Origin of the sequence: Enterococcus sp. BSD2780061688st2 D3 (genome assembly GCF_005844145.1) — a bacterium.
Taxonomy (GTDB): Bacteria; Bacillota; Bacilli; order Lactobacillales; family Enterococcaceae; genus Enterococcus_B; species Enterococcus_B durans.
The window spans coordinates 97,099-109,937 of the sequence record NZ_SPHN01000012.1; the positions used below are offsets into that span (position 1 = coordinate 97,099).

Annotated in this window: 13 protein-coding genes and 1 pseudogene; 9 read left to right on the forward strand and 5 right to left on the reverse strand. The window is 36.0% G+C overall.

Translation table 11 applies throughout. The features are described from left to right. Window positions 1-183: 183 nt before the first annotated feature. The 3 genes from FGQ66_RS10595 to FGQ66_RS10605 are packed head-to-tail and all read left to right on the forward strand — an operon-like array spanning window position 184 to window position 2,625. On the forward strand, window positions 184-1,170 hold the full coding sequence (locus tag FGQ66_RS10595; protein WP_138302380.1) for an ABC transporter substrate-binding protein: 987 nt from the start codon (window positions 184-186) through the stop codon (window positions 1,168-1,170). Window positions 1,171-1,181: 11 nt separating this feature from the next. Next, the gene (locus FGQ66_RS10600; protein WP_138302381.1) at window positions 1,182-1,916 is read left to right on the forward strand and encodes an ABC transporter ATP-binding protein; all 735 of its coding nucleotides are present in this window, start codon (window positions 1,182-1,184) and stop codon (window positions 1,914-1,916) included. Beyond that, window positions 1,909-2,625, forward strand: coding sequence for a TatD family hydrolase (locus FGQ66_RS10605; RefSeq protein WP_081133409.1), 717 nt, complete (start codon window positions 1,909-1,911; stop codon window positions 2,623-2,625). The genes FGQ66_RS10600 and FGQ66_RS10605 overlap by 8 nt, the downstream gene beginning before the upstream one ends. A 196-nt stretch (window positions 2,626-2,821) precedes the next feature. On the opposite strand, the gene FGQ66_RS10610 is transcribed toward FGQ66_RS10605, so the two are convergent. From FGQ66_RS10610 to FGQ66_RS10625, 4 genes are read right to left on the reverse strand one after another with little or no spacing between them, the layout of a single operon-like run. Further along, window positions 2,822-3,442, reverse strand: a complete 621-nt coding sequence (locus FGQ66_RS10610) for a VanZ family protein (protein WP_138302382.1) — start codon at window positions 3,440-3,442, stop codon at window positions 2,822-2,824. Window positions 3,443-3,475: 33 nt separating this feature from the next. Then, on the reverse strand, window positions 3,476-4,669 hold the full coding sequence (locus tag FGQ66_RS10615; RefSeq protein WP_138302383.1) for an ABC transporter permease: 1,194 nt from the start codon (window positions 4,667-4,669) through the stop codon (window positions 3,476-3,478). A 14-nt stretch (window positions 4,670-4,683) separates the two neighbouring features. Further along, on the reverse strand, window positions 4,684-5,559 hold the full coding sequence (locus FGQ66_RS10620) for an ATP-binding cassette domain-containing protein (RefSeq protein WP_171024600.1): 876 nt from the start codon (window positions 5,557-5,559) through the stop codon (window positions 4,684-4,686). Continuing rightward, on the reverse strand, window positions 5,528-5,941 hold the full coding sequence (locus tag FGQ66_RS10625; RefSeq protein ID WP_115235527.1) for a GntR family transcriptional regulator: 414 nt from the start codon (window positions 5,939-5,941) through the stop codon (window positions 5,528-5,530). Before FGQ66_RS10625 ends, FGQ66_RS10620 begins: the two co-directional genes overlap by 32 nt. Before the next feature lie 426 nt (window positions 5,942-6,367). On the opposite strand from FGQ66_RS10625, the gene FGQ66_RS10630 reads away from it, so the two are divergent. The 6 genes from FGQ66_RS10630 to FGQ66_RS10655 all read left to right on the forward strand — a co-directional run bounded on the left by FGQ66_RS10630 (window position 6,368) and on the right by FGQ66_RS10655 (window position 12,725). Then, window positions 6,368-7,831 carry an AcpB/EbpR/MafR family transcriptional regulator gene (locus FGQ66_RS10630; protein ID WP_138302384.1) on the forward strand — a complete coding sequence of 488 codons (1,464 nt, stop codon included), beginning with the start codon at window positions 6,368-6,370 and terminating at the stop codon, window positions 7,829-7,831. A gap of 355 nt (window positions 7,832-8,186) precedes the next feature. Continuing rightward, window positions 8,187-9,659 carry an AcpB/EbpR/MafR family transcriptional regulator gene (locus tag FGQ66_RS10635; RefSeq protein ID WP_138302385.1) on the forward strand — a complete coding sequence of 491 codons (1,473 nt, stop codon included), beginning with the start codon at window positions 8,187-8,189 and terminating at the stop codon, window positions 9,657-9,659. Window positions 9,660-9,887: 228 nt separating this feature from the next. Further along, window positions 9,888-10,226 (forward strand): LPXTG cell wall anchor domain-containing protein, encoded by a 339-nt coding sequence (locus FGQ66_RS10640; RefSeq protein WP_016176792.1) that lies wholly within the window; start codon window positions 9,888-9,890, stop codon window positions 10,224-10,226. A 33-nt stretch (window positions 10,227-10,259) separates the two neighbouring features. Continuing rightward, entirely contained in the window at window positions 10,260-10,862 is a 603-nt protein-coding gene (locus FGQ66_RS10645) for a hypothetical protein (RefSeq protein ID WP_005877390.1), read from the forward strand. Between the two features lie 273 nt (window positions 10,863-11,135). Then, a complete protein-coding gene (locus tag FGQ66_RS10650) occupies window positions 11,136-11,585 on the forward strand; it encodes a hypothetical protein (protein ID WP_249361095.1) in 450 nt (149 codons plus the stop codon). A 234-nt stretch (window positions 11,586-11,819) separates the two neighbouring features. Continuing rightward, window positions 11,820-12,725 (forward strand): plasmid recombination protein, encoded by a 906-nt coding sequence (locus FGQ66_RS10655; protein ID WP_081133415.1) that lies wholly within the window; start codon window positions 11,820-11,822, stop codon window positions 12,723-12,725. 38 nt (window positions 12,726-12,763) lie between these two features. Here FGQ66_RS10655 and FGQ66_RS10660 read toward each other — a convergent pair. Continuing rightward, window positions 12,764-12,839, reverse strand: a pseudogene (locus FGQ66_RS10660) (aggregation-promoting factor); the annotation flags it as partial.

Consider the following 12,839-nt stretch of genomic DNA (forward strand, 5'->3'; position numbering starts at 1 on the left):
AGTGTTTAACTCCGAGAAATAAGAAGAAATGAACGAAAATTGCTTTTCAAATTTTTGTGAATTTCGGCTTATTTCCGAAGGAGTTGCTTCTGCTCCCACCGTTTATCCGTTTTTAAAGAATGAGACAAAAGTGTTTCTTACTTTTGTCCCACGCTCTTATATCATTCATAAAAGGAGAAAAAAATGAAAAAAATTTGGTTACTCATTCCTTTATTATTTGCTTTAACAGCTTGTAGTACAGGATCAAAAGCAGCACCGGAAGAAAAAGGATTAAAGAAAGTTACAGTAGTACTTGATTATGTGCCGAACACAAATCACACCGGTATCTATTTGGCAAAGGAAAAAGGGTATTATAAAGATGCAGGCTTAGATGTGAAGATCATCGAACCAGGGGATGATTCAACGAGCATCGGTCTGGTCGGTGCAAACAAAGCTCAGTTTGGTGTCAGTTATCAGGAGGATGTGACGTATGCACATGTGGATGGTCAAAACATTCCCGTTAAGGCGATCGGCACGATTATCAAACATAACACATCAGGATTTGTTTCGCTAAAAAATAGTGGAATCAACTCACCAAAAGACTTTGAAGGAAAAACGTATGCAGGGTGGCAAAGTCCAAGCGAAGAAGCTGTACTGAAAGCCACGATGAACAAAGAAGGAGCAGATTTTTCTAAATTGACGATCATTGGCAGCAATGGTGAAGGTCCTCAAAGCTTGGGGAAGGAAGCAGATATCCAATGGTACTTTGAAGGATGGGATATGATCAAAGCAAAAGAGTTGGGGATCGACTTGAATTATATGCCTTTAAGAGAATTGGATAAACGGTTAGACTATTATACTCCGCTGATCATCACGAATGATCAGATGATCAAAGAGGACCCTGATACAGTCCAAGCGTTTATGGATGCTACTAAAAAAGGTTATCAAGAAGCGATGGAAAATCCTAAAGAAGGCGCAAAAATCTTACACAATTACGCAAGTGACTACGAACAATCCTTTTTAGATGCTTCACAAGAATTCTTATCGAAAAATTATACGGATGATCCTGCTAAGTGGGGAATGATGGATGCGAAAGTATGGGATAACTATACTGACTTTATGAAGGAAAATGGTCTGATCAAAGAGAAAGTATCTGCGAAAGAATTATTTACGAATCAGTTTATCGAATAGGAGAAGGAAGCATGTCGATAGAAGTTGAACACCTCAGCGTAACCATCAATCAACTTGAAATTTTAAAAGAGATTGATCTGTCCATCCCCAAAAATACATTTACGTCGATCATTGCTCCAAGTGGTGCCGGAAAATCAACTTTATTGAAAGTGTTGACAGGAATTCTGGAACCTTCCTCTGGCAAAATTCTGATAGATGGTCAAGAAACAAGTAAGTTGAATACACTATTTAGTTATATGCCACAAGAAAATATGCTATTGCCATGGCTAAGTGTCTACCAAAATGTGACGTTATATCAAAAAATCAACCATAAGACAATTGATAAAAAAAAAGTATTAGATGATTTAGCACTTTTTGGGTTAAAAGACTATCAGCATTTTTTGCCACCGCAACTTTCAGGTGGGATGCAGCAACGAACAGCGCTATTGCGAACAATGCTAAATCCGGCACCCTACCTTTTATTAGATGAACCATTTGGCTCGTTGGATGCGATGACACGCTCACAGATGCAAGATTGGTTACTTTCTCTTCCAGAAGAAATGAAACGGACGACTATTTTAGTCACCCATGATATCGAGGAAGCAATCTATCTTTCAGATCAGATTTTTGTCTTGTCGCCACGACCGGCGAAAGTTCTGACCACTATCAAGATTCCATCGGTGGAAAAAACACGTGCATGGCTGATCGGCCAAGCTGCTTTAAAACAAGAAATCTACCAATTATTGGGAGGTGATTCGATTGCTTAGTGATGCCCATTGCCATCTGGAAGGAAACCAAGAACTTGCAACACTCCAACAAGAAAATGATGTCTTGACGATCATCAATTGTGATTCTCCCGAGGAATGGCACAAGAATCAGCAATTAGCTGTTGGTCGTCATCAATATCTAAGTTTTGGTCTCCATCCCTGGAAAACAGAAGACTATACTTTTGAAGAAATCTACCCTTATCTTCAACAAGCAGCCATCATTGGTGAAATAGGGCTTGATCGTGTTTGGACCAATATTCCTTTAACGCACCAAGTCAAATTATTCCGAAAACAACTAGCGTATGCCGCATTAACGGATAAACCAGTAGTTTTGCATACCAAAGGATGTGAAAGAGAGATATTGACGTTCATCAAAGAATATCCGAATCGCTATCTTGTTCATTGGTACTCTTCTCTGGAATTACAAAAGGAATATATCGAAGCAGGTTGCTATTTTACGATCGGTGTCGATTTAAAAATAAATCAGGCAGTGCAACGACTAGCAAAAGGAGTCCCTTTCAATCGTCTATTAGTCGAAACAGACGGATTAGGGGCAATCGAATGGGCATTAGGGACTCCTGCTCCTACAAAGGAATACTTAATGCTACTTGAAGACCATTTCCATCAGATCAGTAAAATTAGGGAAGTTTCTCAAGAAAAGTTAGAGAAACAAGTTCAAACGAATTTGTTCGAGTTTTTAAGGATTTGAACATGCTTATGATTTCTTTTTGTTGAGTCTATGCAATGTACTGTCCTTGCATAACGAGTTGATTTTGACAGCGAATTTTTAAGTCAAAATGGTGCTCTTTATCAAAAAATGATTGCAAAAAAAGAGTCAAACTTCTGTCCGCTGAATTGCGAATGATGAAGTTTGGCTCATTCTTTTTCTTAGAAATTCTGGAATCTTAAAAGAAAGTCACCAGACCGCCCAATATAAGAATCATGATTGGCAGATAGCGTGGTTTAGCAGGCGAACTTTCCTTGTTGGTAGTAAAAATCTTGGCCAATAACCAATAACAAGCAAAGCCACAGACGCCACCAAAGGTATTTGCGAGCAAATCATTGATATCAGTTGCTCGATACAAGGTAAACAGTTGGCTGAGTTCAATCGCAAGCGAAGCACAAAAGACCAACAAACAAGTATTTTTCAGCTTTTGAAAAACTGGGCTAATCCAAGGGGCTAAAAATCCCATAGGCATAAAAATAAGGATGTTCAAAATAAAGCTGCGGGAAAAGCCATCGGCGAGAAAGCCCCATTCGATGTTAGGATTGAAAATTTTCTCATCTAACTCATGCAAGCGGGAAAATTCCGCTAAACTTGGGGTACCAAAGATATTTGTTAAGGCAATCACCCAAAAAAAATACAGACAACATGATGCCAGGCTGACGCGCAGTTTTTGCTTCCAACTAACGTTTACCAACGAGAAGTGCAAGGAAACGAGCAAAACGAGCAAGCCCAAGATGCTGAGTGGACTGATAACAAATAAGTCCAAAATTGAGTCGAGTAAAGAAAGCTGTTGTTGCATCACGTCATCCTCCTTTAAGGGTTATTTTGGATACTAACGCGCCAATCTTCGAGCTTTAAGTGAGCGGAAAAAGTGCTTGATGCAAGAAAAGAAAACAACCACAAAACAAATCCCACCACAAATGACAATTATAGTAAGTGTTGTCATCATCGTAGCCATGAATGACACTTCAAAGTTATACTGCAAGCCGCTCAGATAATAAGACCAAGGATTTTTTATGGCAAACACTAAGACAAAACTTGTGAGTACGGTCATGAAAAACCAAATTTGCCAACGTGATTCAGGTGTTAAAAGATACTCGCTTTCATGTTCCAAACTGATGACCTGAAACTTGCGGTATGCCCAGTAGATGAAAGAAATACTGATAAGTAAAAACAACAGGCTCATATACCAATGTCCAGTCGTTTTGCCGATTTCAAAAATAAATAAAGTGTTGAAGTCGAAATCACGTAAAAAGTGTGCGTGTAGCATGCGGATCATACTCAATAGACCACCTACGGCACTTGGGATTTGACATAAAAAAATCAAAAAGACAAACCAAGTCAATGGACCAAACACCAAATTACCTACCATTACTCCAACAAAGACACTTAGGCAAAAGAACACTATGATCAACGAAAAACTATTCACAACAGAGGCGAACATATCTCCTAGACTCGCATTTAAGTACGGTTGTGGGATTCCTAAACGAAGAATAGCCAGATAGAGTAGTTGACCAACGAAAATCGTTGCTAAAAATGGTAAGGCAAGGTAGAGCAGTTTTTTGGCGAATAATTCTTTCCGACTGACAGGTAAGCTAAATAAAAAGCGTGTGAAATGGGTTTTTAGATCGACAAAAAATAAGCAAAAACCAACAAAAGAGGCTAAAAAAAGTACGAACACTGTAGCTACGTTGCTTGATTGGTTGAAATAAGTTTGATTTGGGTCGGTTTTTTGCGATATTTTGTCTGAAAAATCATTTTTATGGTAGACATACAGTTGGTGTTCGATATATTTTTCAAATGAAGCGTAGGGAATATGTTCTTGTTTTTTCTCATCCAAATAAGTGTAGTGCTCCGGATAGGCGTTAAAATCTGCTTTTAATTCTTTGTCGGTAGTTAGATAGCGCTCGTTATCATGCCAATTTTTAACATTACTCCAAGCATTGAAGGCAAACATGAGCAATATCAAACCAATCAATGGCAACAAGATTTTACTGTAACGCGTGAGATAGATATTTTTTACCATGTGATTCTTCCTTTCTAGCGGGGCATTTTTTCTTTTAAGTTGGCTTCGAACAAATCTTCTAAACTTAAGGGCAGCTCTTCAAATAAAACTGGTTGAAGTGTTTGGATCTTATTAGCCAAATCTTGATTAAAATCTTCAAAAATCGCAGTTATGACACGTCCTTGAATGGTCAATAATCTTGAGTGTTCTTTGACAAGTGATGGGATTTTTTTTGTTTTGAAAACCATTTGGATTTTTTTTGCGGATTCTCGCATTTCTTCCAGACGATAATCTTTAATGATGGTTTGATTTTTCAACAACAAGACGCGATCAGCTAAATTTTCAAGTTCATTTAAATTGTGTGATGCAATCAATGCGGTGCGCTGATTGTCACTGATATGTTCTAATAATAAGCCGATGACATCTTTGCGTACAATCACGTCCAAGCCATCAAAAGGTTCATCAAGCAATAAAAAGCGCGCGTTCGAGCTGATAGCTAAAATCATGTTAAACAAACCCTGCATACCTTTTGACAAGCCATGATAATTCACATGCAAGGGCAGCTGATGCGAGCCTGTCAATGTAAGAAATAAATCTTGGTTAAAATTCGGATAGGCAGTACGGTAAAACTGATTGATCGTTTTCAACGTGTAGGGTGCTAAAAAATTTTCTGCTTCATCAATGTAAAACAATTCTGATTTTGACTGTGTTGCGGTCAACAGCGAGATACCATCAAGTTCGATCTCTCCTTTATCGGGTAAATATTGACCGGTCAGTGTACGAAACAAAGTGGTTTTGCCAGACCCATTACGACCAATCAAGCCGACGATTTCGTTTGCTTTAAGTTCAAAATGAACGTCGTTGAGAATTTGTTTACCTTCAATCATTTTGGAAAGTTTCATGACTTTCATGTTCAGGACCTCCTAAGGCTGCTTGAGTTTGTTCAATCCAAGTAATGAGCTCTTGTTCTGTGACTTTTAGATGTGTTGCTTCGATGACCAGATCGTTCATCTGGTCTTTTAACTGTGAAATGCGAAGTTCATCGCGCGGCAATTTTGCAAAATCTTTGACAAAGGTTCCTTTGCCTTTGATTGTGATTAAAACTTGCTCGGCTTCCAAAACTTTGTACGCTTTACTGACTGTGTTAGGATTCATCAACTGTTGTTTTGCCATTTCACGTACTGAGGGGATCTTGTCACCGGGCTGTAAAATACCTTGGAGAATCGCTTCTTTAATGCTAAGCATCAACTGTTCGTAATAGGGTTTGCTGCTGTTTTTATCAATCGTAATCATGGCGTTGCTCCTTCCATTTGATACCGTACCCTCGTGTACTAGTATACGTAGTACACTAGTGGATGTAAAGTTTTTTTCTAAAAAAGTTTTATAGAATACTGGACAATAAGACAGAAAGTTGAAGTGAATGGTGCCGAAGCGTATTAGTTCGTGAAGTGAGAAGAGGTCGAGACAGAAAGGTCGGTAGCTGAAACGGTTTTGTTTAGTTTTTTAGAATAGAAACTAATTTGAAATAGTTATATTTGTTATTAATAAATTTAGTACTGTTATTCAAACATAATTGTACACATTGGTGTAATTATAAAATGATTTTTAATATTACTATGTTTATATTTTAATCTAGTTATAGACATCTTTCGTTTAGTAAATTAAAATTGAATTATGGGGGAGTAATAAAATGACAAATAGTTCTATCAGGAGGGGAAAATGGAGGAAGTATTAAATAAGCAGAGTTTGAGACAACTCGCTTTATTAGAGTTGTTGTGGAACAAAGAGTGGGTGACAGTTTCTGAAATAGTCAAGGAAATCGGCGGGGTTGAGAAAACGATCCGCACAGATATCAAACAGCTAAATGAGATCATTGAACCATTAACTATAGAGACATCCTTTAAACATGGCGTCTTTTTAAATAAAGAAATGTGTATTTCTAAGACACATCTGTATGCGCTCTTTTTACAAAAGAGTGTTGAATGTCAGCTACTTGAAATGATTCTTTTTAATCCTCATATAACGAAAGGAGAAGTATGTGATCGACTGTATATTTCTGAAACACAATTGAATCGATTGCAAGTGAAACTAAACAAAGGGCTTGAAAAATATGGCATAAAAATCACCACTGATTTAACAATTGTTGGGGACGAAAGGAATATCCGTAAATTACTTTCAAGTCTATTTTATGAGAAATATCTTTCCCCAGACCATTTTTTCAAAGAAAAAGAATTTCAATTGATTGATCAGGTGATCCGAAAATTCTATAAAGCAAATACGGCGATCATTGCTGCGAACAATCAATATCATTTTTTATTGAATAAAATGCGTATGAAAATACTTGTGGCGATCTATCGTTGTAAATCAGACTATTTTTTAGAGCAAAAGCAACATTTCTTCGATTATACGATGATTACTGAAGACAAAGAATTGAATAAACGGTGGCAAGTTGTCTTTGGAATCTCATTGACAGAAAAAGTTCTGCATAACATTTTTGAACATTATTATGCTCCTTTTAAAGTCACTGAAACCTGTCTTGAGTTAGGAACGAGCCAGTTTACCTTAAAGACTAGACTTGAACAATTGATTGGTATGATTTGTCAGCAACTGAAAATCGAATGCCGAAACCAAGATGCTTTGATCCATGCAATTTTATGGAGTAGTTTTCTAACAGTTGGTCCAAGTTATATTTTACACAATACGAAAGAAGAATTCGTGTTGGAATTATTGAGAGACAAGCAAGCAATCGCCAATGACTTACAAAAATATTTTGCCGACATTTATTCTGACCTATCCCTATCGGCTGAGGATAAAAATAATATTCTTTACCAGTCTATTTATACATTAGTGACCCAATGGCATGAGTTTCGCGTAGAGATTCGTAAGACGATCATGAAAATCAAAGCAGCATTGCTACTAGATGCGCCGGAAGAACATATGATCATGTTAAAAGAAGAAATCGAATATCACTTTAGAAATATGTATAAAGTAGATATTTTATTACCAGATGATCCAATCACTTTTTCCCGCTTGAATTGCTATGATTGTATTTTAACTAATTTATTAAATATCGATGAGTTGGGAGAAGTAAGCGTGATTGGTATACCAAACTATTTTGGAGAAGAGTTCATAAAGAAATTGCATCTTTTTTTTAATAGTAAAAAAAATGAGCGAAGGATTTAAAGCAACACTTTTGACATAGGTCTTGAGGAATAGAAGAATAAATAAGATACATAAAGAGATACGTTCAATCAGGCCTATCTCTATTTTTTTGAGTTTTTTTCTTGGACACGATTTTTTATGTATCCTATTTTTATTATTTGAAAAAAAACAGATGAAAAAATGCAATCTCAATTGGAGTTATTTATAAATGGTCGACTAGGAAATGTAAGAAGTCTTGACATAGAAAAAACTAAAATGTAACGTTGCTAATGTTATTTTACCAAGCGCTCGGTATATTACGGTTATTTTTAGGCGAGCGGTTGTGCTAAAAATTATTTAGAAGAGTTTTTTCGTTAAGACGAGAGGTGGAAGAAAAATGAGAGAAATATTAGACGGGCGTTTGAAACGTCAATTAAATATTTTAGAGATACTTTGGGAAACAGAATGGATCACGACTTCTGAATTAGCAGAAAAAGCTGATAGCTCGGAGAAAACGATCAGAAATGATCTTTCTCAAGTGAATGAGATGATCGCTCCGTTGTCTATTGAAACCTCTTTTCGATCAGGCGTCATTTTAAAAAAAGATCTGATGACCCCAAAGTCATTTATTTATTCTAAGATACTCGAAAAGAGCTTAGAATACACGCTTTTAGAAACAGTATTTTTTGGAATTGTCCATTCTAAAGAAGAGCTAAGTGACATCTTGTATGTTTCAGAAACACAGGTGGCACGTGTCATTAACCGTATCAACCATGAGTTGCGCTTTTTTGATTTTCAAATAACTAAGCAACTGGAAATTATCGGTAATGAGGGAAACATTCGGGACTTTTTTGCAGTCTATTTTTCGGAAAAATATAGTTTGCCTGAGAAGTTGATCCAGAAAGACGAAATCAATTTGATCTCAGATATCATTGAATTGTTTATTAAAGAAAATATGATCTGGGCAATCGTATACAATGACAATCATCTATTTTTAGGAAATATAAAATTCCAATTGTTTGTTTGCTTAACCCGCTTGAAGCAAGGGTACAAGATGCCCTCAGATATTACTCCGTTTAGTTTTTCACATCTATCAAACAAAAAGAAAATAATTACCAATATACATAATATATTTGATGTAGAAATCAAAGAAGAGAATCTTCCACAATTATTCTATGAATTTTATCAACCAATCCATCCCACAGCACGATTCAATTATGAAGGAATCGACATTGACTCTGTAGCAATCAAAAATGAAATCAAAGCTGTCATCACTTTACTAGAAGAACAGTTCCATCTCCTTTGCGAGAATAAAGATAAGCTTGTTCATGATATTTATTGGACTACGTTAAGTGCTGTCAGGCCAACTTACGTCCTACATAATAAGAAGGCAGATTTTTTTGAAAATACGTTGAGAGATAGTCCAGATTTGATCAATGCATTAAGAGATGAGTTCTTTGATATTTATTTTTCGTTAGGAAATCCGTTTCTTTCTTATTTGGATGAAATGATCCATCAATCTGTTTTTAAATTGCTTACTTCCTGGTCTGAGTTATGGGTCCAAGTAAGAGCAAGCAAAGTCAGCATAAAGGTCGCCCTTTTATTGGATAGTTCGTATGATCACATGAGGATGCTGAAAGAAGAAATCCAGTTTTATTTTAGACACAATATCAAAATAGAGATAATGACTCCTTCAACGAGAATCCAAAAAGATTATTTGCAAAAGTTCGACTGTATTTTAACAGATATCTATTCGCAAGACTATTTTGGTATTCCTACCATTGGTATCTCAGACTATCTTGATGAAGATGTGATCAATAAATTAGTTGATTATTATCACACTAAATTGAATGCAGGAGCCAGAGTATGAACAGATGAACACTCAAGAGAGAGTAAGTATGATCTGGATGACTGACGTTTTGTTGAAGCGCTTTTTACATTTTTTAACAGGATGTTCAAGTGAGTTTTTCGTCAATTTACCAACCTATCGGTAAAACTTGGTTTTAATTATTTTTCGCTTTTTAGCATAATTATAGCTGTGGAAGTTGCGTCATTAAGTAATGGAGGTGAAGAATAAATAAAAAAATTTTTGTATATTTTGACAGGTATTATACTAATCAATTTAGGTATTACAACAAACTGTCATGCGCAAGCCACAGATACACAAAATGTTCGTGTCGAAGCAACGATAGGACCATGGGATGTCAGTTCAAACAATCAAGGAAATGGCGCTGGAACAAAAGAAAAACCAACTATAGCAATTCCACCATCTGATTCAGGTTCTTCTGCAAATCTTCCACAAACTGGCGTAAAAAAACAAGGTCATATTCTAGCAATCGGATTGCTGCTTTCTATTTTTTCGGTAGTGATGTTCGTCACTGTGAATCGGGAAAAAGACAGTTGGGGCAAAGTGGGTATCGCTATCAGAACGAAATAATTCACTATTTCAATAAGGAGAGAAAAAAGAAAAATGAAAAAATTGACAAGTATGATTCTTTTATCGTCTGTTTTACTAGGCGGCTTGGCTGTCGGAACGATGAATGCTAGTGCAGAAGATCTAGGTTGGATCCCTGGTCAACCAGATCCTGCACCAGGACAAACGATTAAAGGTGAAGACAATGCAAGCGTTGCTGTTTCTGGATGGGTCGGAGAATGGACGCCAGTAGATCCAGAAGATAAAACATATGTAGATATCACTGTTCCAACAACAGTTCGTTATGCGAATGCGATGTCTGAAGACGGAAAAATTCTTCCAGATATCTTATCTCCGCTATATACGATCACAAATAATTCAAAAGTACGTGATGTGATGGTTGAAGTAGCAAGTTTTTCTGAAACAGGAAATTCAGGTGTCAAACAAGACTTGTTCTTTACACCAGTCAATGAAGCAGGCGTACGTTTACAAAGTGCTGCAGGACAGTTCTTAGATACACCGACTCATTTAGCGACTATCGGTATGGGACAAAGTAAATATTTGAAATTCGAAGGTAAGATCGCTGAAGGATTCAAAGCGGATGAAGTCATCAAACCTTCTTATACAATGACGTTCAATTTTACAGCTTTAAAAAATTGAGTTGACGCCAAGTAGTTAAATATAGCATAGAGTTATTTTGGAAAACCGTGATCAGGTGTTTTCGCACATATTTTTTAGGTGAACAACGAGTCGATAGAGCAGCAAGATTACTCGAAATGAACATCAACTTAAAAATGTCACTATTTGCAAAAATCAAAGCAAAAGCAGCAACTTTCAGCAACGACAGAGAAGGGAGTGTTTAAAATAGCACATAGTAACAATGCAACACAAGACAAGAATAAAAAAAGAACATATATCCTCATAGCTCTAATAGTGTTGTTTTTCGCACTCGGAGTTGGTGGATACTATTATTTTAATCAATCTCCCCCAAAGGTCGTTACTGGACTTCCAGAATTAGACAAGAATATTTCTAAATTGAACAACGACGATCTATTGAAATTGATGCAAACTGAAGTAGATAAAGACAATATTCGGATTACATTAAAACATGAGATTGAAGTAGACAAGAACGGGAAAGCAAATGTCGATATTCGTAATAGTGGAGAGAATGCGTACAACATCCAAGTAGAATATTATTTAGCTACTAATCAGAAAAAATTGTACGTTTCAGGGTTAGTACCGCCAAATAATGGAATCGCCACTGTTCCTTTTGAAAACATACCGAATAAAGGGGAGCATACTGTAAAAATCTATTATAAAATGTACAACAAACAAGAATTGATCAACACAACAACGATTGATGGAACCATAATCGTAAGTTGATGATTCAAAATAATGGGTAGCATAGACTTTGGGGTAATGCTAGTACACATTGATTGCTCATTTTGGCTAATGATTAAAGAGGATTTCTTTTGGGGAAGAAGTCCTCTTTTTTATGGCAAGGCGGCTTATATTTTTACCTAGAGGTAGGAAGATATAGGTTTGTTTTTAAGATCGACATTTCATAAAATAAGTATATAAGTAATTTGAGTTAGAGGAGGGAAGAAGATCAAGCCAATTAGTTTAGAAAGAAAAAATTATCGTTTTTATGAATTAGAAAAGGTTCAAATACACAATCAAAGAGAAATTTGCGAGTCACTGATCGTTCATTCTGAAAAGACCCTTTTGAATTATGATGTCTTGAACAAAAAAAATATAAACTATAAGAAAGCCATTAAACGTTGGTTGACACATCTATCTGCATCTAAGTCAGTCTGTTCTAATTGGACAGTCTTGGTTGAATGGCGTGTCTTGTTCGAGGAGTACTCTTTACAAAAATTATCAAGTAGAGAAATGAAATTATTCTTTTTACAAGTCGTACAGACATTTCAAAAATTTTATGGTATAGCAAATATTATTTATGCAAGTGTACATTTTGATGAAGAGCAACCACATCTACATATCGGTCTGATTCCAATGAAAGAAGGACGTTTGAATTCTGCTCAAATGATCACTAAATATAAAAAGAATGAGTTGGAAACTGAACTTTCTTTGAAGCTTGAGATGATTCTCAAACAAAAAAAGACCGCAATTTCTGGAAACAACACATCCAGAGCACATATTTCTTTAAATACGAATAGTCAGCGTTTAGAATACAAGCAGCTTTATGACAAAATCGTGAATACATCTATTTTGCCCTCAGAAATTGGAATAAAAAAGCCAGAGCAGAATAAACGAGATCCACAGAGCAAGTTTATGAGAAAAAAGAATAAAACAATAGAAGAATTTCAAAAAGAAAATGATTATTTGGAATATTTAGTAAAACAACTAAAAGCAGAAAAAAATTATTTAGTGAAGGTCATTCGAGAAGCTGAAAACAATATCCAGCAATTGGAAAAGCAATTGTTTTCGACCCAAGAGCCCAATCAGAAAGTAACAAAGTTTCAACAAAAAAAATACGCAAAAAAATTGGCTGAAACCTAAGGATTCCCGCCAATTTTTTTATTTTCTATTTGTACTTCTTAGTACCAACCGTTAGCTAACCAGAATGCTTGGGCAGCATCCCATGAACCATAACGTGAAGTAACATATTGATCG